Annotated in this window: 19 protein-coding genes; 3 read left to right on the forward strand and 16 right to left on the reverse strand. The window is 45.8% G+C overall.

Annotation, left to right across the window (positions count from 1 at the left end):
* Window positions 1-7: 7 nt before the first annotated feature.
* The 15 genes from acpS to Q0577_RS06620 all read right to left on the reverse strand — a co-directional run bounded on the left by acpS (window position 8) and on the right by Q0577_RS06620 (window position 16,520).
* The gene (acpS, locus tag Q0577_RS06550) at window positions 8-388 is read right to left on the reverse strand and encodes a holo-ACP synthase (protein ID WP_298733917.1); all 381 of its coding nucleotides are present in this window, start codon (window positions 386-388) and stop codon (window positions 8-10) included.
* Between the two features lie 21 nt (window positions 389-409).
* Entirely contained in the window at window positions 410-2,797 is a 2,388-nt protein-coding gene (locus Q0577_RS06555) for a TonB-dependent receptor (protein ID WP_298733919.1), read from the reverse strand.
* A 131-nt stretch (window positions 2,798-2,928) separates the two neighbouring features.
* The gene (locus Q0577_RS06560) at window positions 2,929-4,236 is read right to left on the reverse strand and encodes a hypothetical protein (protein WP_298733921.1); all 1,308 of its coding nucleotides are present in this window, start codon (window positions 4,234-4,236) and stop codon (window positions 2,929-2,931) included.
* Between the two features lie 19 nt (window positions 4,237-4,255).
* Window positions 4,256-5,572, reverse strand: coding sequence for a hypothetical protein (locus Q0577_RS06565; RefSeq protein ID WP_298733925.1), 1,317 nt, complete (start codon window positions 5,570-5,572; stop codon window positions 4,256-4,258).
* 38 nt (window positions 5,573-5,610) lie between these two features.
* On the reverse strand, window positions 5,611-7,365 hold the full coding sequence (locus Q0577_RS06570; protein ID WP_298733927.1) for an ABC transporter ATP-binding protein: 1,755 nt from the start codon (window positions 7,363-7,365) through the stop codon (window positions 5,611-5,613).
* On the reverse strand, window positions 7,362-7,637 hold the full coding sequence (locus Q0577_RS06575) for a hypothetical protein (protein ID WP_298733929.1): 276 nt from the start codon (window positions 7,635-7,637) through the stop codon (window positions 7,362-7,364). The genes Q0577_RS06570 and Q0577_RS06575 overlap by 4 nt, the downstream gene beginning before the upstream one ends.
* A 6-nt stretch (window positions 7,638-7,643) precedes the next feature.
* On the reverse strand, window positions 7,644-8,474 hold the full coding sequence (locus tag Q0577_RS06580) for a cupin-like domain-containing protein (protein ID WP_298733931.1): 831 nt from the start codon (window positions 8,472-8,474) through the stop codon (window positions 7,644-7,646).
* Window positions 8,475-8,494: 20 nt separating this feature from the next.
* Window positions 8,495-10,414 (reverse strand): S8 family serine peptidase, encoded by a 1,920-nt coding sequence (locus tag Q0577_RS06585; RefSeq protein ID WP_298733933.1) that lies wholly within the window; start codon window positions 10,412-10,414, stop codon window positions 8,495-8,497.
* Window positions 10,415-10,435: 21 nt separating this feature from the next.
* Window positions 10,436-11,308, reverse strand: a complete 873-nt coding sequence (locus Q0577_RS06590) for a hypothetical protein (RefSeq protein ID WP_298733935.1) — start codon at window positions 11,306-11,308, stop codon at window positions 10,436-10,438.
* Window positions 11,309-11,331: 23 nt separating this feature from the next.
* The gene (locus Q0577_RS06595) at window positions 11,332-12,792 is read right to left on the reverse strand and encodes a radical SAM protein (RefSeq protein WP_298733937.1); all 1,461 of its coding nucleotides are present in this window, start codon (window positions 12,790-12,792) and stop codon (window positions 11,332-11,334) included.
* A 65-nt stretch (window positions 12,793-12,857) separates the two neighbouring features.
* Window positions 12,858-13,046: a hypothetical protein gene (locus Q0577_RS06600; protein WP_298733939.1), complete on the reverse strand. Its 189-nt coding sequence runs from the start codon at window positions 13,044-13,046 to the stop codon at window positions 12,858-12,860.
* 41 nt (window positions 13,047-13,087) lie between these two features.
* Entirely contained in the window at window positions 13,088-13,276 is a 189-nt protein-coding gene (locus tag Q0577_RS06605) for a hypothetical protein (RefSeq protein ID WP_298733940.1), read from the reverse strand.
* Window positions 13,277-13,320: 44 nt separating this feature from the next.
* The gene (locus tag Q0577_RS06610; protein WP_298733942.1) at window positions 13,321-13,512 is read right to left on the reverse strand and encodes a hypothetical protein; all 192 of its coding nucleotides are present in this window, start codon (window positions 13,510-13,512) and stop codon (window positions 13,321-13,323) included.
* Between the two features lie 80 nt (window positions 13,513-13,592).
* The gene (locus Q0577_RS06615) at window positions 13,593-15,515 is read right to left on the reverse strand and encodes a S41 family peptidase (RefSeq protein ID WP_298733945.1); all 1,923 of its coding nucleotides are present in this window, start codon (window positions 15,513-15,515) and stop codon (window positions 13,593-13,595) included.
* Window positions 15,516-15,560: 45 nt separating this feature from the next.
* The gene (locus Q0577_RS06620) at window positions 15,561-16,520 is read right to left on the reverse strand and encodes a UPF0489 family protein (RefSeq protein WP_298733946.1); all 960 of its coding nucleotides are present in this window, start codon (window positions 16,518-16,520) and stop codon (window positions 15,561-15,563) included.
* Window positions 16,521-16,994: 474 nt separating this feature from the next.
* Between Q0577_RS06620 and Q0577_RS06625 the strand changes: the two genes are divergently transcribed.
* From Q0577_RS06625 to Q0577_RS06635, 3 genes are read left to right on the forward strand one after another with little or no spacing between them, the layout of a single operon-like run.
* Window positions 16,995-18,344 (forward strand): condensation domain-containing protein, encoded by a 1,350-nt coding sequence (locus Q0577_RS06625; protein WP_298733947.1) that lies wholly within the window; start codon window positions 16,995-16,997, stop codon window positions 18,342-18,344.
* A 59-nt stretch (window positions 18,345-18,403) separates the two neighbouring features.
* Entirely contained in the window at window positions 18,404-19,192 is a 789-nt protein-coding gene (locus Q0577_RS06630) for an AraC family transcriptional regulator (protein ID WP_298733949.1), read from the forward strand.
* Between the two features lie 17 nt (window positions 19,193-19,209).
* The gene (locus tag Q0577_RS06635) at window positions 19,210-20,043 is read left to right on the forward strand and encodes a glycosyltransferase (RefSeq protein WP_298733951.1); all 834 of its coding nucleotides are present in this window, start codon (window positions 19,210-19,212) and stop codon (window positions 20,041-20,043) included.
* Here Q0577_RS06635 and Q0577_RS06640 read toward each other — a convergent pair.
* Entirely contained in the window at window positions 20,033-20,779 is a 747-nt protein-coding gene (locus tag Q0577_RS06640) for a GNAT family N-acetyltransferase (protein ID WP_298733952.1), read from the reverse strand. The genes Q0577_RS06635 and Q0577_RS06640 overlap by 11 nt on opposite strands.
* Between the last annotated feature and the right edge of the window lie 60 nt (window positions 20,780-20,839).

The following is a 20,839-nucleotide window of genomic DNA, read 5'->3' on the forward strand; positions in this document are numbered from 1 at the left end:
AATCGTATTAATCCTGATAAAAAATAACAACGGCAGCTGCTACCGTCCTGGAATGCGATATGGAAACATCATGTTTTATGAAACCAGCCTGGGAGATATGCGCCTCCGCATTACCGGAAAAGAACAATTGCGGAGCGCCTGCGCTGTCGTTCAATACTTCTATCTGGTTCCACTGTATGCCCCGATTCCAGCCCGTTTTAAGCGCCTTGAACACAGCTTCCTTGGCTGCTATTTTACCTGCGAAATGTCTGTACTGGTCTGCCTTCCTCAAGCAGTAAGCAATCTCTCTTTCTGTAAAGGCCCTTCGCAGAAAGCGCTCACCATGTTTATCGATCAGTGTCTTTACAGTGTCTATTTCAATAACATCTATACCGGAGGAAAATAGCATAGTATTTATAAATAAAACACGTTAAATCCTTCTGCGCTCATCAGCAGCTCCTGTAGATCTGTTCCTGGCAGCTTTTATCTGATTGCTACCGAAGCGATAAGTAAAGGACACTTTAAACAGTCTTGACTCCGGTATCGTTGAGCTGTACAGGTCGAGCCCGTTGAAATCACTTGTGCTCTTAAGCTTCAGTGTATAAAAGATATCTGTATAACTTACTTTCAGCGTAGCCCGTTTTGCCCAAAGGTCCTGCTGTAGTCCCAGATCTACTTCGCCTATCGAGCTATTGTGGAAAGTGCCGTATACTTCAGGGCTCCTGTAAAAGAGCGATATCTCCGCGAAAGTCCTGTCTGTAAGTTTGAAACTGTTCTGACCATTAAAACTGAAAGTAAGCGCGTCTGTATTCAGGTTCCCCAGATCTACCGGCCCCTTGAATACAGTGCGGTAAAGACTGGCATTCAAATAGCAGCTCCACCAGTCGAAGATATCCAGGGCGGAGGAAATATTCAGGTTCAGCGTATTGTTTTTAGCCACATTCCGCTGCATATATATGATCTTGTTTCCCTCCGTTGTATCGATAATTGGGGCAAATACATCCGTGGTATGTTGGTAACCGGCTGAAACGATCAGGTACTGCCGGAAAGCATAAGTAAGCTGCATACTATGAGTGTATTGTGGTCTCAAAAATGCATTGCCCCTGGAGAATGTAAGTTCATCGAGCCTCATTTCAAACGGGTTCAGGTCCTGGTACGACGGTCTGCCTATACGCCGGCTGTAGGTAGCACTGAAGGTATGCGCATCAGCAGGCTGGTAAGTAATGGCTGCACTGGGAAAGAAGTTATGGTAGCTCCTTTGAATGTTCTCATCATTAACGGGGATCAGCGCGGTCAGCGTTCCGTGAGACCGGGTCTGCTCATAGCGAAGTCCTGCCTGGATTCCCCATTTCTTTAACTTAATATCATAGTTGAGATAAAATGCATAGATATCTTCCTTATAGGCGAAATTATTAGTACGGTTGCTATCGGTCATATCTATTCCCCCAATAACATTAAAGAAACGGAAATCGTTGGCAGTTCGTACAGTGCTGAACTTTGCCCCGCCCCCCAGCCTGCCCTTGAACAAAGGCTGCTCATAGTCTGCCTTGGCTGCATATACTTTTATATCAGAAGGCGCAATGGTGCGGTAGGTGGACGAACTTAGCGGCGTGGTCTCTTTCCCATTCAGGTAAACATTTGGCTGATAGCTCTGGTCATTCCTGTTAAAGAACACATAGTCCATATCTATATTCAGCTGCTTACCGGTAGAATCCTGGTATCTGTAGTTTACGTTATAATTAAAATTGTCGCGCTTCAGCAGCTGTTCATTCCTGGCCTGTAAGACGGAATCAATGGTCTGAACATTGGTGAAGATGAGTGTACGGCTGCTGATATTCTCTTCCTTTCTGCTCACGCTACCATTCATCAGGAAGCCGAGCGTATGCCTGCTGTTTAAAAAGAAATCCGCTCCTGCCTTAAAATTATGCCGTTTACTATCATCCAGGTCCGTTGAGGCCTGGTTATAATGAGTTAAAACATTGTCCTGGTTAAGCTGCGTCCGGTCATACGTGTATTTCTCCTCAACTCTGCCTGTATAATAACTGTAAGAACCATACAGGTTCATTTTTTTCCGGCGGTAGTTCACATCTGCAGAACCATCATACTTCGGCGTAAACCCGTATACTCCATTGATTGTTGCGCTTCCATTAAGGCCCATACTTCTGTCCTTCTTCATTCTGATGTTGATGATACCTGCAGTTCCGGCAGCGTCAAAACGGGCAGAAGGGTTACTGATGATCTCTATCGCTTCAATGTTGGAAGCCGGCATTGACCTGAGAACATCCGCCAGGTCTTTGTTGCTTAGATAGGACTGTTTGCCGTTTATCATTACTTGTACCCCGCCAGCGCCATTCAACGAGATCCTGTCGTCCTGTGAAACTGATACGCCCGGCGCCTTTCTTAACGTTTGCAATGCATTATCACCCGCCGTATTAATAGTGTTAGCGACATTAAAAATAAGCTTGTCTGCGTTTAGTTCGATCAGCCTTTTCCGTCCGGTAACTGTAACCTCTTTAAGGTTCTTTGCATCAGTTAATAGTGTTACAGGAGGCAGGCTAACACCGGACGATCCGCCATTTACCGAGATAGGGGCGGTTGTTTCCGTCTTAAATCCCAACTGCGAGATCTTTACAAAATATACCCCCTCCCGCAAGTCCTCAAATTGAAAAGCCCCTTGTGCGTCTGTCATCACCCCTTTGACCAACGCAGAATCGGCCTGCTTTAATAACACAACAGTCGCAAACTGAACAGGCGCACCCTTGCTATCCCTTACCACGCCAGTGATCTTTCCTGTTCCGTTTTCCTCCTGGGAATACACGGGGCTTATGATAAAAAGCAATAGAAAATTGACAACTAAACATGAAAGATATAATCTATACATACACCGGGCTGGTTATACAATAATGAATAGGGCTCGACAATGCCAGTGTTAAATTAAAAAAAATTTCATTAAATAACTTCTATTGCTTTATTATTATACAGAACGGATATAAAATAGAGCCTTGCATCAACAGGCCAGCCATCCAATTCTGATATGAGGTCAGCAACCGGTACTGGTGTATGCGTATTAAGCTTATTAATAATAGTTATAATACCCTGGTGATACTTCATCTGAAATTCGGCGCCACGGGAATATAAAAATACATCACCTGTGGGAGATGTTTTGCATTTTATCTCAAACGGGTATACACCACAAACGGTCTTACCGGAAAAATGCAGGTAGTCATTCTCATCGTATCCCGTTTCAGCTCTTCTTGACAACGGCCGGAATCGCCAACCGCCATTGCTTTTTATAGTCAGCCACGATTCTTCATAGATATTCCTGAACAGTTCTGTAAACGATACTCCTTCTGAAAAGTCGTCCAACCGGAGCAGACGGGCTATATCCGGGAAGCCGGAAAAATTGCTCTCCCGTCTTTCAGGAACAGTGATTGTCTTGTCACGCAGGTTAACATACTTCGCTTTAAGCATATCAAATAACTTATCCACTATCACGCTGCTGAGATGATTGTCAAACCAGAAAGTAACTCCTATTGAAAGGGCTTCGGTATAGCCGACGTGAAATGAGTTCCATGGCATAAAATAGATATCACCCTGCCCAAATGCATACCTGTCCGCCGACGGCAAAAGGGGAACAATATCCATATTATTCTGTTTTCCCCCGCAAAGATCATAATAGGCGCGTTCATCCCAGGTGTACATTGTTTTCCCACCAGGCCCGAGGTGAAAGTGTATAACACAGGAACCGCGGTGGTCCTGGTGTATGCCCAATGGTGTATAGCCGTAATTCCCAATGAACGTGGAAGTATGAAAACCATTCTGCGGAATACCGGTGATATCCAGCAACGGTTTTACCAGCATAACGATATACCGCGCCAGGTCTCCGGAGAACTTCTCAATCTGGTTAATGATCAATCCAAACTTCTTTTCTCCGAACACCCTCGCCGACCAGGAAATAATATCTTCTCCAGCTTCCGGCACATAAGGAAACAAGTATTCCGTTTTATAGGCCTCATCCTGTATCGCATTATCCACATATACCCTTAATCCCTGCATGCTTGATCTCCTCCGGCACATCATGGCCAACGCCTCCATTACATGCCGGTTCATCAGTTCAACATGTGCAGGTTGCAACGCATCTTTGACAACCGCCGTTTGCGTAAGATCGTTGGTGAGGGACATAAACTGCTTCCAGAAAAGGGTATCCGGCATATTACGGTAAGCGTCTGTCATTAAAGTGGCTTCGGCTGTATACATATCTGCTTGCATTAACTGATCAAAAAAAATCCACTCCGTTGAGATTATAAAAGTTCATCAGCATATTTATGCGCTTATCTGGCATGCCTGGCACAACTCCCTCTAGTAATTCCGCCACGTTGTATTCCGCCCCTTCATTCAGCCTGTCTATAAGGTCGGTTAGCAACGGCTGATAGCTGGTTGTCATTTCCACGCCCCTGCAAAATATTTTAAGCGCACCGCCGTTCCTTACCGCATAACAAATCCTGAAAGGAGCCGTAATTCTTACATTAGATGAAAGCAGCCACTCCACATCGGAGGGATTACCTGCTGAACGCCTCTGGCGGCTCAGCACCGGGCTTATCTTCCATCCCCCATTACTGAAAAGCCTCAGCATGTGATCCTGGTATTCCTCCTCCAGCAGGCTGACAAAGGGCGCTTCTTCCAGATACTCCGGCTGGTTCATTAATGCAGTTACTACGTCAAATCCATTATCATCTTCCTCCTTAACGGGTTTGGTGATAACTGCTTTGCGATAATCAAAATGTTTCTTCTTCAGGTTATCCAGCAACTGTCCGAGTATAACGTCTCTGCCGTGATTGTCAAACCACACCGACACGCCAATAGAAAGCTCCCCGGAATATCCGATGTGAAACTTGTCCCATGGCATATAATAAATGTCACCTTTCCCGAAAGTGAACTCTTTCGCAAAAGGAAGCAAAGGCGTTACATCCCGGTTATTCGGCCGGCCACCTGCAAGCTTGTTATACTCGTCCGCTTCCCAGTTGTACATTGTCTTTTTACCGGGACCAATGTGAAAATGAATAACATTACCTCCCGGCGAGTCCTGATGTATGCCAAGTGGTGTGAACCCGTAATTCCCTACAAATGTGGTAGTATGTAACCCATTGAGCGGGATTCCGATCCTGTCCGTAAGCGGCTGCATAAGCGTAGTCAGGCATTTGGCCAGTTCTTCTGATATTACCTCAGCCAGGTTCAGGATCATACAGAACTGCTTACCCGGGTATGCTCTTTCCGCCCACACAGTAACCGGCTCACCGGGCAAAGGTGGAAACATAAACACATGCTCTTCCATTTCCTGCTTTGTTAGCACTACCTGGTCAATATATACCCTGAAATAACCAGCCCCATCATTCCTATTATTACAAATGTTCCTCAGTACTGCCATAACCTCACTTTCAAGCAGCGACACAGTTCCGTTTGTCAATGCATCCTTCATCACAATCGTCTGTGTGAAGTTGTTGTTGTTCTTCAGGAAATCCTCCCACCAGGCAGCATCCATCTCCCGTGTCAACGATGGTGATGGTATCAGATATAGATTTTGTTCATGCAACATTTTTATCTGGTTTAAATTGTCATTAACAATCAACGGCTTTACTCGGCCATGGCCAGCTGCTCATTACCAGTCTTTTCTTCCGTGATCAGCTGATGCCTGAAAAGCTTGTAGTAAGCGCCTTTCAGCATCACCAGTTGTTCATGAGTGCCCTGTTCCACTATCCGGCCTTTATCGAGGAAAATAATCTCATCTGCTTTCTTTATAGTGCTTAGCCTGTGACTTACCAGCAATATTATGTTGTGTTGGCCGCTCCCGCGGATATTATCTAATATCAGCTGCTCACTTTCCGAATCTATAGCCGCCGTCGCCTCATCCAGCAGCAGCAGTGATGATCTCCTGAGCAGGCATCTCGCAATATTAATCTTTTGAGACTGACCGCCGGAAACAGTAGCACCTTTACTTCCCACAACAGTATCTTCTCCCGCCGGGAGCTGCTTAAGGAAATCCTGCATTTCCGCCATACGGAACGCGGCGCGAACATCATTCGGCGCTGCATCACTGTTATATATCACATTCCGGTATATGGTGTCATGAAAAACACAGCCTTCCTGGCTGACAAACATTACACGATCCCTCCATGCATGCAGGTCAATATCCTCAAGGTCCACGCCATTCACGGCGATACTGCCATTCAGCGGTTTATAAAAGCGGCATAAAAGCTGCAGCAGCGTACTTTTACCACATCCGGTAGCCCCTGCAATTGCATAACATTTTCCCGCCTGCAGATCAAGATCACAATTGCTTAGCACATCAACTCCGTTGTAGCCAAAAGTTACGTTTCGCAAACGGATATCCTGCACTTCTCCCCCCGCGCACTCCGCTCCAGCGCTCCGTTCCGCAGGTTGTTCAAACAATTCATAAAGCTGTTCCATGGAAACATAGGCCCGCTGCAAATCTGTGTGGAGGTACATCAGATCGGTAGAAGGACTGTAAAGGCGGTTTAGGTATTGCAGGAACGCCACCAGGCCCCCCAGGCTCATAGTACCAGCCAGCACGTCTGAACCGCCCCATCCGAATACCATAATAGGACCCAGTGCTATCAGAAAGGTAGCAATGTTCCTGTTCATGGAAGTGTTTATAATACTTTTCAGATGCAATCCCATCAGGGTTTCCTGCCTGTCATGCAGATTCGTATTCTCAAATGTGTAGGCATTAAATGATTTGATGAGTTTTACAGCATTGAACCGCTCCAGGAAAAACCCATTGAGGTCCGCCTCCCCATTACTGACACGACCGTATATTTTCCGGAGCCTTGGCGTAAAGTACTTTATATTAAGATAGATGAACGGAAATACCATGGCTGAAATAAGGAAGAGTTGCACGTTCAGCACACATAGCATAATCACCAGCCCTGCGATCGTAAGCATGTTGTTGAGCAGCCGTATTATACTATTGGTCAGTATCTGCTGAATCCTTCCTACCTCGTTGCTGATCTTGTGATGCAGGTCACTCGGCTTATTATTGTGGAAATAGCTGAGTGGATATCGCATGATCCTGTTAAACAGATCTTTCCTGATATCCAACACAATCCTGTTGCTAAGCCGTATATATACATAATCCGAAAAAAAAGCCGCAACAAGACGCAATATGTAAATAGCTACCAGCAACAGCAGTATCTGCAATAGTAGCTTATGATCCTTTCCGGGGAACACATCGTCGATGATAACCTTCAGCAAGTACGGCGATGAGAGGGACCCGGCGCTGCTCATCAGCATCAGCACGCACAACAAAACCTCGTGCCACTTGTATGGCTTCAGATAGATAAGAAAACGCTTGATTACCTTCAACTTCATATCCGTGTACTTTCATGTGGTATGGATTTGTATACCCGCTCCTGCATCACTTCAAAGTCGACGAAAAAATCCAGGTCTACATCATCGTCATCCAGCACTATATCAAACTCGTCCTCAATAGTTGTTACAAGAGCCAGCGCCTGGCTGGACTCGCTTAATATAATATGCAGTTTATCCCGTATGCTCAGTATCTCACTCTCCTCCCGCATTTCAAACAATACAATTTTGCTGATAATTTCTTCGAGCCTTTCTTTAACAGATTGCTTACTCATTGCTGTTCATTTTTCAATTGAAGTCAATATATTTTTGTCTACTATTTCTTTCATCACATCATAGTTCTTCCCTCCTTTTTCCCTGAAAAAGTTTAGTACAAATTGCGAGTTAGACCGGTTAATGAAATTCTCAGTAACAGAAATACCGGGTTCCAGGTTATATACAGCATGCCACCAGTTGCTGGGTGTGAACACCATCTGTCCTGGATGCTGTATGCAAACAAGCGGGCTCGCTTTTGCAAAATCGGGGAACTCCATAAGATCAGGATCAAAAGGGTTAACCTCTCCCTGGTATAGCAGTTCTCCCTGCTCAGGAGGGTAAAATAACCAGAGTTTCTTCCCCGTCACTACTGCATTCCATGCGCTGGTGTTCCATACATCCGTATGCAGCCCGGAAAACGATCCCGCCGCGCCGATGAACAGCCAGGAAAGGGAATGTTTCCGACGGTTGGCAGGTATGCTGTTATACCAGCATTGAAAACAGGCCGGCGCCATATAGTGGGCCATCAGGTCTGAGCCCAGATGGAATTGCAGATTAACCAGGTAGTAGGGAATATCGTCCTTATGCTCCACCATATAAGTGAAGTAGTCCTGCAAGCCGAAGGGTCTCCTCTCCTTTACACCGTTTACGACCCGTGTGCCCACCAGCTCCAGCTCGCCGAATCTTTTTATAAAGAATGCTTCATCCCACATTTTCATAGCGGGCCACTCACGCGTTGCATCTGTCAGCATGAAAGGCTGTGCGGACCAGCGTTTGTCACTATGGAACGTGACAGCATCCATATCCGACACAATCTGTATATGATCACAACCTTCGGGTATTCTTAATGCAGGCATAACAGCAATCACTTGTTATTTCAGGAGAAATGGCGTTGTATCACGTCCAACACAAGCGCATCGTTCTTATTATCCATAATGTCTATAACAGGCAAATCAAGTTCGGCTGCATATGCATCCATGCGCGACCGCATTTCCGCCGGGGGCAGTAGTTCCTGGCTGGAGAAAGCATGCCCTGCATTTGTCTCCACCTGTTTTTCCCACGGAGTCATTACACACATCAGCGTGGGTACTTTGCAGAAGTTATAAACGGTTTGTATCGTTTGCCGTATCAAATCGGAAGGGTCCGCCGGGTTTATAGCGCAGATAACGGCATCCGGCCGTACTCCCATCAGATAATGCATGGACGTAAGCACAGAGCCGCCCGCTGCCTCGTTCACGTAAGTAACCCTGGGGAGTATGCCACCCTGGATGCCGGTCAGTATGATATCGGGCTGATTATAGTACTGCACGCATTTCATAGCAGTGTCCAGCAACCTGTTCCACGATGTCAGTTTTGCTTCCACATTTCCCTTGTAACCATAGGGAAATATAAAGGATGAGCCCAGCAATACGCCCTGGGGCTCTGTAGACACGTGCGAAACATCATACCCTGCGCGTTTTAGTATCTGCCTTATCCGCAGCTGTGCTGTGATCTTGCCTTGTTTGCTGCCTGTACCTATCAATGATAATACCGGGGCGCTTACCTGCGGCATGTACTGAAAATGCTCCAGCTCCCGGATCATCTCCTTGTTGATTGCCGGCATCAGTATCCGCCCACTGTAGGAAGGATGGTTCCGGCTGACAAGCTTATGGATATAGTCGTGAACCTCATTGTCAAGGACCACAAAATTCTTGTTCCGCTTGATACAATTGATCAGCAGACGGGTTCCAAACAGAATATTTGCATCTACGGGAACATCAAGGAAATACCCTACGGCCAGCGTATCAAAATCATCATACTCATGTGGCAGCAGATCCCGTCTCACTACCGGGCCCTGATCCTCACTCTTCTGTGTTTGCATCACGTTGGCCCGCATACGGGGATAATCTATAACCAATGTAACTTTTGCCGTTACCTCTCCCGGAAACTCAAGCAGCGTACCCAGCTCTTTTTCAGAGGACGGGAATACTGCGAGCCTGTTCACATGCGCGGTGCGTTCAGCCGTAAACAACACTCGGCCCCTGGCGTCCCTCTCCCCGGGGCTCATTCCCTTCTCAGTGGACACAAGCAATGCGTCATCTCTCTTAATATAGCTCAGCTCCTGTATCTCCGGGTTGGAATGCTCCTTCACATATGCGCTGATCTCCTCCGTTGTCATCCCGGGGTTACGTGCAATAGCGGCGCCCAGAATACCAGAAAAATGAGCAGTGGCATAACTTGTACCTGCTGTTATCTTGAATGCATTATCTTTCCACGCTACCCGCTGGGAAGTGCCTTTCGCCAGTATATTGGTCTTCCCGTCGCCAATAAAATTGTATTCGTGCTTATTCCTGATAAGCCCGCAGGCAACTCCATACACAAAAGGAAAATGTGCCGGATAACAATCCTCTCTCGGAAAATTATGCACAGCTGCTACCACCGTAATACCGGCTTTGTGCAACGACTGACAGGCTTCGTGTAACGCCACTGAAGGAGTATTGGTAGCGATGCCGAGACTGATGTTCACCACAACTGCACCCTCTACAGCTAAACACCAATTAAGGCCCTTGCAAAGCAGATCCTCCGTAATAATACCGGTTTCAGACGTGAGTTTCAGCATATAGAGCTCCATATCAGGGGCCAGCTTATGAATAATGGCTGCTATTGCAGTGCCATGCCCGGTGATATCATGAAAAACACCTCTTTCTATAAGGAATGATTCGTTACGCTTGCGGATCGTATCGCCAGAAATACGGCAGTCTTTAAGCCGTGTATGACCTGCGTCAACTCCCTGATCTATAATAATGATCTTCTTCATGCAGCCTGCCTTTTTGTGACTTCATTTAACAAATGCATAATTCGTCTCTCTTTCATACACATTGTCCAGCGCTCCCACCAGGTCCAGGAATCTTTTGTAGTTCTTAAATCCCTGTGAGATCGCAGTATCAGCATAAACAGGGAAAGAATAGGAAAGCCTTACCTCTCTGGCGTCCCCGTTATCCAGCAATGGTTTGATCCTTTCCGTCAATTCCCTGATCACGGGATGACTGCCCGTATTTACTATACGATGGTCAAAGAAAATACTGAAAAGAGGATATTCCTCATTGCTGGATTCCAACTTCAGCGGGAAGTCATTCCGCGCAATCTCTATACGTTCAATATAGTAATAGAGCGCCCGGTCCTTATGGAACAGATTGAATAATCCGTCAAGCAACATTGGCAGCCTGGCGGGATCAGAATAGTTATGTATACGGGTAAATGATTTACTATTGAACGGGATACTCACAAATGCCGCCGGGATCACTTTATACTGATCTGTATAAAGTTTTTCAATAAAAGGGTATTCCGCCTGTGTCAGCGTATTAATGATCACCTCGGCATAATCATAGGTGAGGAAAGAGTTGCCTTCCTTTATCTGCTGTGCCCAGTTATTGCATATCTGATCCAGTGACCCGATGACAGTATCAGACATTTGCTCCTTTAACCGGCTGTCCTGCAGGCACAACCTGCAAAAGGCCTGCAAGTTGTAGCTGGCTATATTCAGCTTGTTCATCAGCTGCTTCCTGTTCTGGATGAAAACAGAAAGATCAAGCCGCTTATTTGTAAGCACCAGGCTGTAATTATTGTAGTAGCATTCATGGAACAATGTGCTGTAGTGATCCATCGCCTCTACCAGCTTTCTCTGGTCCATCATTTTTATTACGCTGTCCATAGTAAAAATATTACGTGCTGGTCCTATTTATTGGAGTGGCCTGTATTGGCCGCCATCAGATGCTTTGGCAATACTATGGTGTCCGGCTCCCGCTTCATAAGCAGGTACTGGTCTTTCAGGCTTTCCTCGGTTTTGGTTTTCCAGAACGTGCAGGGCGGCTTTCCTTCCTTTATTGCCTGGTGTGAGCACGATAACTTATCGCATACAGGCATGTATTTGCAGTTGGCGCATATGCTATTCAGCTCGCAACGGTCATATTCCATGAATTTCCTGTGCGTTTCAAGATCAAATCCTTGTGAAACATGGCTGATAGCCTGTTTACTTTCATGGATCGTTTCCCAGCATTTGTGGATATTACCTTCGGGATCCATCACAAGGCTGTATGGCGACACCCAGGTCGCACATTCTTCCTGTATTTCAGGCAGCATCCACTTCAGCCTGGCCTTACCAACACTGTTCTGCTCCGCCCACTCATTGAACAGCTTTACCCGCTTTTTCCTGAACATCTGAAGAAAATCATAGAACTCTTCAACGTTCAGGCGGGCGGATGTATCTGTCTCATTTGCCTCTTCATAAGTGCGGAGCCAGGCGGGTGAAAATGTAACCGCATTATAGCGTTGCGGCCAGAGGCCATAATTTTTAAAATCAGAGAACAATACATCAATAGATTCTGCCACCTCCCGGTCAGTATTGATCCTGATCGTAGCCTGCATACCATCCGGGATATAGGTCAGGTTCTCCATGATCAGCTCATAATTCCTTCCCCCCTTCTTTCCTTTGAGCGGCCGGCTTTTGTCATGCTTCTCCCGGGGACCGTCTATGGTCACCTGTACATTCTGCACATGATGTTCCTTGAGCAGCAGCCAGTTCTCCTTTGTGAGGAGGATACCGTTTGTGATAATACTGGCATTGTAATCCATACTGTACTTCCGGCTAAGTTCCCACAACAACGGGGAAAGTTTGGCCAAAGCGCCTTTGTTTATTAAAGGTTCCCCTCCATACCACGTAATGTTAATAGCCTCCCATCTTTTAACCGGCGACTTACGGATCATGTCTTCGAGATAGGTCATGATACCTTCAAAATTTTTCTCGTCCTTCAGAGACTTATTGGGTTTAACAAACTCAAAGCAGTAAGCGCAGCCCATGTTACAAAGAATAGTTGTGCCAATAGTGAGATTGATGCTGGCCGATTCCCTGTCATACAACAAATGCTGTTTTCCGGCATATTGCTGATGATACAGTTTTTTTTCATCCGTATGTTCCTCCACCAGGAAACCTTTTTCATACAGGTACTGCAGTGTTTCCCAGTGCTGGGGATAATCTTTAAAATCCACCGGTGAAGGGCCGGTGATCTCCCCTATAAACTTCCCTTCCTCCCAGGGCAGCACTTCCAACCCGCCGGATACAAGGTTATACAGAAGATATTCCTGCTCCTCCTCCACCGGCACCAATACATTATAGAAACTGGTTTTATAGCAACTCATGGGCTTACGTTTGTGGTCAATTAGCTGTTTCAGAACCGGAGGTAGTATCCTACCTCCGGTGTTTGTCAAAAAAGGAGATCGTCATCGCTCGTGTCAATTGAGCTGTTACCGAAACGGCAGTCAGTACCGCTTCCGTATTCCTGACAAAGTGCCTCCACCGTTTTGGCGTTGGCATAAACGTCTTCGATCTTACGAGGCTTGATCAGCTCTCTTACCTTTTCTGTGTTAAGTGGTGATGTGCTCCTGGGTTCCATAACAAAAGTTTGAAAAGTGAACAAAAGAGCTTTGGCATCCTTTAGAACAACAGATCGTCCTCATTGGGATCAATGGATCTGTTGCCGAAACGGCAGTCAGTACCGCTTCCATATTCCTGACAAAGTGCCTCCACCGTTTTCGCGTTAGCATAAACGTCTTCGATTTTGCGGGGCTTGATCAGCTCCTTTACTTTGTCTGTGTTAACCGGGGATGTGTTTTTGGATTCCATAATCAGAGGTTTTTAAACGTCAACAAAAGATATATGTGTTTTGATCAAAACAGCAGATCGTTGTCGCCCGTATCAATTGAACTGTTTCCGAAGCGGCAGTCGGTACCACTTCCATATTCTCCGCAAAGCGCTTCCACTGTCTTTGCGTCGGCATATACATCTTCAATTTTACGGGGCTTGATCAGCTCCCTTGCTTTTTGTTCGTTGGAAACGTGTTCCAAAGGATTGTTTTCCATCTTCTTTTTTTTAATGGTGAAGAAATATTGGAATTCCGGATTCCCGTTAGGTATTGGAAGATGAGGCTTTCTTCCGGCTATCAGCGCATGGAAAACTCCCTGTTGCTCTTTTTGATTTCTCCCAGCGCAATGCGCAGCGTCTTATCGTCATAGGGCCTTAATTCACTCACCTTGTTTATAACAACCATCTTATCCGGAACTATACCCTTGTTCTCAAGGCTTTCCCCACCCGGAAATATGATTTTGCCCGTAATGCTGTTAGTATACACGACCATTCCTGAAGGGAAGTGGACATCAAACCTGCTGGCAAGCACACCGGCAGTTTTCGCCGTGCCAATCAGCTCCACATTCGGCAAATGGTCTTTCAGCGTCTTGATGAATATCTCGGATGTACATGCCGTATTCCTGTCGCACAACAGCACTACCGGCATGTTGCTGCGGATGTGGTAAACGTTATCGGGAGCGATGCGCAGCGGCATCCCGGTAACGCTGTGCTCCAGTGAGTAGATCTCTTCGGGCTTGTTGATAAATAGTGAAAGCATCCTTATTGCCGACAGGGAGGCTCCCCCCCCGTTGCCTCTAAGATCGATCACCAGTCCTTTCGCATGTGATATTGCGTCCCAGTTATTGAGGAACCTCAGATAAACATCAAGGTACCAGTTGTTGATCCTGAAATATGCAATTCCGTCATCCAGCATACGGAAATTACAATGTTGCGGCCTGAAGTTATCAGGAATAACTATTTTTCCGTCGAACTTCACACAAACCTCTCTTTCACGAAATAGCGTATCCACAACAGTCAAGACCATGGAGTCGCCACGTTCCCTACCGATGCCTGCCGCCAATTCTTCCATTTCGCCATCTTTGAACGAAATATCATATAAGGAGGCTATGCTGTCAAGATAGCGGTTCAGAGGCATATGATCGATAGAGAGCACCTGGCTGCCTACAGGCAGCTGCTTCCGGTACCTGGCATCAAACACTGCGGCTACATATAGTTGCCTGTTCTTCAGGTACAAACGCACCGGCCAGATAGTTTTACTGCGCTTAGTGCCTTCACAGCCGGCAGGCGGCACCGCAATAGCGAGATGCCCGTCCCTGAACCGGTCCTTTACAAACCGGGTAACACTATCTACCAGCTCACAGAAATGTGCAGTATCTGTAAACGCCTTGGCGATGCGGTGGTAAGCCTGTTGTATCTCTTTCTTATCCAATCGCCTTTCCCCGTAAAAAGGATACCGGTCGATGATCTCCTCCATCAGCTTTTTAAACATCAGCATCTCCTCTTCTTTTCCTTTGACGCCGGCCAGCCTGACGTTCGCCCTTATAGCTGCATTTGTCTCCTCGCCGGTAGAGCTCAGGATACAGTTACTAAAATAGATTGTACCAGCAGCCGCCCTCTCCTGTTTGCCTGTAAGCCGGCTAAAGAAAGGATGCACGATGGGGTAAGTTCGTTCTGTGCTGTTGCCCAGCACAAGATCTGATACTACAAACATAGCCTCCTGTTTGGCGTTGGCTACAGTAGCAGAAACAAAGATCCTATATGCATTACCGTCCGCTCTCCCTGCTGAAGCGGCAAACTGCACGGGTAATGTATCACATCTGTTCCATCCGGAGAGTGCCTCATACAGCGGAACCTGGTATCCGTCATATGATACGGTAAACTCCTTGTAATAGTATGCCTTTTCTGCAGGGACATACAGACATAACGCAAACCCGCTGATGTTTTTCAAAAATGCCCGCTGACTTAAAAAACCATGTGCAGGAGCAAATGCAGGCCCGGCAGGGAAATGCGTTTGCCATAGCAGTCGCGTATTGCCGCTGCTATTATATCCGAGGCAGTAGCCGGTGTTCACCGGGCTTTCAAAAAATTCATATTCCGGGAAAAAATATTTTTTTCCATCTGGCTCACAGCTCGGGTCCTTCCGGATATGATATATGGTATCCGCCGGACTCTTATCATCATATACCGTTTCCCATTGCGCCCGTAAGGTGAACGGCAAGAACAGAAAAAATATCAATATCCGTACGCTAATCATACTGCCTTATTAATACGCTTCCGTGTAAGACTCCTGAGCTATACCGGCTCCTTTAGCTATCAATTCACCGATTGGCGTGATCTCCAGTTCATACATGTCCTTCAGACCGCTGATGAGTGTATCTTCTATCTTTCTCCATTGATCATGTGGCGTATAGCCGCTATACCTCGATCGGCATATTGTAATAACGGATGGCCTTAACTTCTTTTCGGACAGCTTACGGAAGAAAAGTGTCATCCGTTGCGCTATGGCTGCATCATCTACTTTAAGAGAAAAAGGATAAACATCCGGGTAAACCTCCCGGTAATTATTAAGTACGAGGTAATACTTTCCGGCCCGCTGTATGGCTTCCGCCTTGCAACCCATGTAACGTATCCGGTGATAGGGATCCCGCATAAATTTTTCGTACTCGCTCAACGTTACTTCTATAAACAGTTCTTCCAGTTCATTGGGATTACCGGAACAGGAGAAGTAATCGAGGTCAATATCAAGCGCCACATTTCCTGCTGCCGGAAGACCTTCTATGGTTCTCAGGTAATACCCGAATATATGTACATCAGACTCGGGGTACTCTTTTGCCCTCAGAATGACAGGTGTCACCTCTCCTCCAATGAGCTTTCTGCCTTCGCTGTTATATGAACGTACATACATTTTACGGGAGAGGTCCTTCTTCTTCCTGTGCTCCTGTTTGATCCAATAGACCTTATCAAAAAGCCCCTGGTAAATAGCAGGGAACATAAATGTGGCAATACCAACTTCGTTCCGGGTAAACACCTCCGCAGCTACGAGATCCGCCCATGCATCCTTTACAGATGTATTGAACCTTGGAATACCCATATCCGAATGCTCATCTACATGAATGAGCGTATTTCCATTTGCGGCGATCAGCTTGTTGTGAACACAGTAGCACCATGTATAAAATGCCTCATTATGCTCTTCCAGGATAAAAGTGGGTATCTTCGTTTGCATAGTTAACAAAAGGGATCTGAACATTAAAGAAATGCTTCCTGTATGGCGCGATTAAAAATCCAGTATAGCTAAATTAAATTCCTAACAATGAATTACAATTCCCATTTTTTGATCACTACTCCGTATTTCAGTTACCCGTGGCATTTCTACGGCCTTTAATTACTATCTGATTATAACAATGTATCATCAGAGGATAACTGTAATATTTTTTTTTCAAATGCTTTTTTTTTCAGAAAACAATATTTAGTTTTATAAAGAATAACCGTAGAGACACATCAATTGTCAGTCTTTTTAGTAAATATGTTTCTATGCTCACGACTTTGCCAACAGCACATTTATAGTAAACCCGTGAATTGTGTTTTGACGTGTAAATACTGAATCCGACAAAACCCAGGTGTACATTGCCCCCTTTATTGCAGAGCGCTTGTAGCAATGTTTGTAATGCTACTTGTATACATTAAACAATGGAAGCATATGACAGCAGACATCAGCACTTTAAAGTTCCCCGGATCACAAGAGTTAACACTCACAGATGCCTCCCCTGGGCAGCTCCAGTCCTGGCATCACAACTCAGGTATTCAAAACGGACAAATGCCGGACACCCTCGCAGTACAAGTCGTACAGCAACATCTTCATGTGGATGCCCTTGAACTGTCAGTAAAGCAGCTGATCATTCGTCATGAAAGCCTACGAACCTTTTTCCGGAAAATTGATGGCGTTATCAAACAGGTGATCATTCCGTACAACAATGAGCTGTTCTGCATAAGGCGGATGAATCTGCAGGAAGACAGTGATTTCGAAGAGACCATAAACAATACCTACATCTCGTGTGCAAAGGAGTTAAGTGACCTTGAGTCAGGCCCGCTTATCAAAATGGTTCTTTTTCATTGTCCGGGTAACCGTTATAAGTTCCTGGTCGTTATTCACCATATCATCTCAGACGCCTGGTCACTGAATATCATCAAGGAAGAACTGAACATATTCTACAAAGCCTTTAAGAATGGTGCAGTGCCCGTTATTACGCCGCTTCCTATGCAGCTCAGTGAGTACTGCAGGCAGGAAAATAAACGGTTCAATGAAAGAAAAACAGCAGAGATCGCCTATTGGAAAGAAAAGCTCAGCAAAATTAACGGCAAATATCGGCGTGAAACTATTGAAGCGCTCAACAACAGCGCTGCAGCAACATTTGCCGAAAACATAACCGGCCAAAGGTATACTGCGTTAAATACCGTTGCCATAGCCTGTAACATAAACACCGCGGGTGTGCTGTATACCTGCCTTTCATTGCTGCTTCATTATATTACAGGCAGGGAGAACGTGCTTATTGCCGCTTCTGTTACCGACAGATCGTCTGAAAGGACCAGGCGCCTAATAGGTCGGTTGGTAAGCGGTATCTATTTATACAGATCCTTACGGCCGCAGGCCACGATAAAAGAACACATTGCAGAGATCTATGTCGATCTCCTCCGCTCCTGCAGGCATAGCATTTCGAATCATGAAATGCTGGGCATAAATGAATCTGCTTTACGCGCCAACTGCGACCTGTTCCTGAATTTCGAAAAGAAATTGAGCGTTGAAACGTCCTGCAGCGTTGTAAAAACAGGGCATCAACAGGAACATGGCGCATACTATGCACTTTCATGCACTATTACCGAATTTAACGACGGCCTTTCGCTCAGGTGGAAATATTCCCACGCATGCTATGACCAACGCCGGATCGAACATATTTCACAGAGGAACAATCAAATCCTGGACTACATGTCCGCATATCCCCAACATAGCGTTGGCGATATGTTCAGGCACCTGAGGCTGCATAAGCTATAAAAGACGCGCCTGTACAATCATACAATATTCCCTCAATGCTTCCTGCAAAACCTGTAATTATGGATATCTCATGCGATGCAAAATGTCTCGTTCTTGCCAAGGATGAATCTGCAAGGGAAATTGAAGACATCCTGTCCCCGCATTATAACCTCATGGTCACTCACAAAAATTTCTTCGACCCTTCGCAGATACTGCGGCGTGAAAATATCCTGTGCGTTGTTGTCTACATCAAGAAAGGATACTTCGACCTGATACGGCCAGCGCTCCAGTTATCCAAAAGTCATTTTTCATTTATTCCCTTCATCAGTATCCTTCATGAAGTAGACCTGGAAATTGTCAGGATCTGCGGACATATTGGTATTGACCGGGTATTGGACAGGGGCACTCTTTACAGCCTGAAGAACGTCGTCTCCTCAGCGATCCAGCAGCACACCGTCAGGGTAAAGGCATCCGACTTCGGAATTGATCGAAATGGATATCCTTTACTGGTCAACCGCGCACTGCGCTTTGTTGAAGAGAATTACCTGTCCCTGATGAGCAGCAAAGAAATTGCAGAATTCGCAAGGATATCAGACTGCGCGTTATCCCGCATATTCAGGCAACATCAGCTTGTAGGTCCCAAACGCCTGCTAATGTTCTTTAAGGTAAGACACGCCGTTTATCTGATGGAGAACAAATCATTGGGGATAAAAGATATAGCAATTCTTTCAGGGTTCACAGATGAGAAACGGATCAACGATTGCTTCCATAGGATTTTCCAAACCTCTCCTCATAAGTTCAGAAGCGAGCTGACGGGAAATGAGCAGCGGGCAGAAATGTGGCATTCCATTTTCAGAAGCAATATCTAACCCATAAAGACTCGACTATGCAACAGCTATCCAACAGGTTCATTATTATTATTCCGGTATTTAATGCAGCAACATTAATCGGTGCCGCCATAGAGTCCGTGATGAGTCAGGAGTTTGATAATCTTGGTATCATCATAAGGGATGATATCTCCACCGACGGCACCCCTGCTGTCTTACACCAATTGCTGGGTATAGATGGGGTAAACACCACCTATAAAAGGGTCGGAAAAAAGGATATATGCTATGTAAGGAATAATGAAAAACTTTACGGCGGGGGCAACACTTACCACAGTGTATTACATTATGTAAAAAACAAAGATGCAGTTATAGGTGTAGTGGACGGAGATGATCAGCTGATAGATAACAAAGCTGCAAAGAAAATATACCGGCTTTATGAAAAACATAACATGTGGATGGTTTGGTCTCAACACCAGTCCAGACAGCTGCAGCAGCAGGGACTAACCGGCTATTCATCCCGGCTTCCACCGGATGAAATAATCTATTCTTCACGGAACTATTGGGCTGTTTCCCATTTCAGGACCTGCAAGGCATGGTTGTTCAATAAGATCAACCGGAAAGATCTCAAGGATCCGTTCTGCGAGGCACCCTTCTTCAGGGTGGCAGGAGATGCAGCGCTTTTATATCCGCTAATTGAGCTTTGCGGCAACCAGAAATCATTCTTTTTAGATGAAGTGCTTTATCTGTATAATGACGGCCTCTGTACAAACGAGGCAGCACTTTATCCTTCCGATGTATCAAAATATACACAATATATCCGCGAAGTACAGCATCGCTACAAACAGCAGAGCGCCTTGCAAAGTAAAGCCGCAACTAATATGCTCATACCCTGAAGAAATAATTCCTTATCACGAATTCCTCTTTAAAGCCCAGCTTCAGGTATAGGCCCTTCCCCATAGCGGAAGCTTGCAATGTGGCATATTCTGCCTTCAAAGCGATCGCCCTGTTCAGAATAAAAGCCATCATATCATCAGCAAAACCCTTTCTGCGCATTTCGGGGATAACGCCTACCGAATGAATACCGGATATGTTTCCCGTGTTATATAATATCGCGGTGCCTACCGGCTGTGATTCATCACGGGCGATGTAATACTCAATTTCTTTGTAAGTTCTCATCAGTATCTCTTCATGGATGTAATAGCCGAAGGCCTGCTTAAACAGGTTGCACCACAGCCCGGCGGTATCATCGTCCGTAACCCGTGTATAATCCAGGCGGATGTTTTGTTCAAAGGGCCTGACCAGCTTTAAGGACATGCCTATCTGCATGTTTCGTTGTTGAAATCCTGCTGTATCAGGCAGCTGAAAAGACTGACTGTTGTATATGTCCCAGTAAGGAAGCGTGAACACGGTAGCTTTGCCGGCTATGCTCCGGGCCGCTTCTGCAAGCAGGGCTTCGGTGAGATCTTCATTAAACCAGATGCGGTTGGGCCATTCGGAGTGTGGCACTTCTGCATAGCAGAATGCTTCTTTCTCGAGGCAGCCGTTAAAAGGGATACTTGCCTGTTTCCAGAGCCCGGTAAGATTCGCTATGTTGGCATGTATGGTGTAGTTGTCAGGACGGCTTGTCATGGTGAGAAATCAGGATTGAGATCAGCAACAAATTTACAACTTTGTTTGCCGATCCAATCC

The sequence above is a fragment of the uncultured Chitinophaga sp. genome (assembly GCF_937898475.1).
GTDB lineage: Bacteria > Bacteroidota > Bacteroidia > Chitinophagales > Chitinophagaceae > Chitinophaga.

Excerpts from the sequence above, each read along its gene's own strand:
- Q0577_RS06585 (WP_298733933.1), bottom strand. The coding sequence starts at position 10,414 with ATGAAGAAGATCATTATTATAGATCAGGGAGTTGACGCAGGTCATACA.
- acpS (WP_298733917.1), bottom strand. The coding sequence starts at position 388 with ATGCTATTTTCCTCCGGTATAGATGTTATTGAAATAGACACTGTAAAG.
- Q0577_RS06630 (WP_298733949.1), top strand. The coding sequence starts at position 18,404 with ATGGATATCTCATGCGATGCAAAATGTCTCGTTCTTGCCAAGGATGAA.
- Q0577_RS06600 (WP_298733939.1), bottom strand. The coding sequence starts at position 13,046 with ATGGAACCCAGGAGCACATCACCACTTAACACAGAAAAGGTAAGAGAG.
- Q0577_RS06590 (WP_298733935.1), bottom strand. The coding sequence starts at position 11,308 with ATGGACAGCGTAATAAAAATGATGGACCAGAGAAAGCTGGTAGAGGCG.
- Q0577_RS06610 (WP_298733942.1), bottom strand. The coding sequence starts at position 13,512 with ATGGAAAACAATCCTTTGGAACACGTTTCCAACGAACAAAAAGCAAGG.
- Q0577_RS06575 (WP_298733929.1), bottom strand. The coding sequence starts at position 7,637 with ATGAGTAAGCAATCTGTTAAAGAAAGGCTCGAAGAAATTATCAGCAAA.
- Q0577_RS06635 (WP_298733951.1), top strand. The coding sequence starts at position 19,210 with ATGCAACAGCTATCCAACAGGTTCATTATTATTATTCCGGTATTTAAT.
- Q0577_RS06570 (WP_298733927.1), bottom strand. The coding sequence starts at position 7,365 with ATGAAGTTGAAGGTAATCAAGCGTTTTCTTATCTATCTGAAGCCATAC.
- Q0577_RS06580 (WP_298733931.1), bottom strand. The coding sequence starts at position 8,474 with ATGCCTGCATTAAGAATACCCGAAGGTTGTGATCATATACAGATTGTG.
- Q0577_RS06625 (WP_298733947.1), top strand. The coding sequence starts at position 16,995 with ATGACAGCAGACATCAGCACTTTAAAGTTCCCCGGATCACAAGAGTTA.
- Q0577_RS06640 (WP_298733952.1), bottom strand. The coding sequence starts at position 20,779 with ATGACAAGCCGTCCTGACAACTACACCATACATGCCAACATAGCGAAT.
- Q0577_RS06565 (WP_298733925.1), bottom strand. The coding sequence starts at position 5,572 with ATGTTGCATGAACAAAATCTATATCTGATACCATCACCATCGTTGACA.
- Q0577_RS06620 (WP_298733946.1), bottom strand. The coding sequence starts at position 16,520 with ATGCAAACGAAGATACCCACTTTTATCCTGGAAGAGCATAATGAGGCA.
- Q0577_RS06605 (WP_298733940.1), bottom strand. The coding sequence starts at position 13,276 with ATGGAATCCAAAAACACATCCCCGGTTAACACAGACAAAGTAAAGGAG.
- Q0577_RS06560 (WP_298733921.1), bottom strand. The coding sequence starts at position 4,236 with ATGTATACAGCCGAAGCCACTTTAATGACAGACGCTTACCGTAATATG.
- Q0577_RS06595 (WP_298733937.1), bottom strand. The coding sequence starts at position 12,792 with ATGAGTTGCTATAAAACCAGTTTCTATAATGTATTGGTGCCGGTGGAG.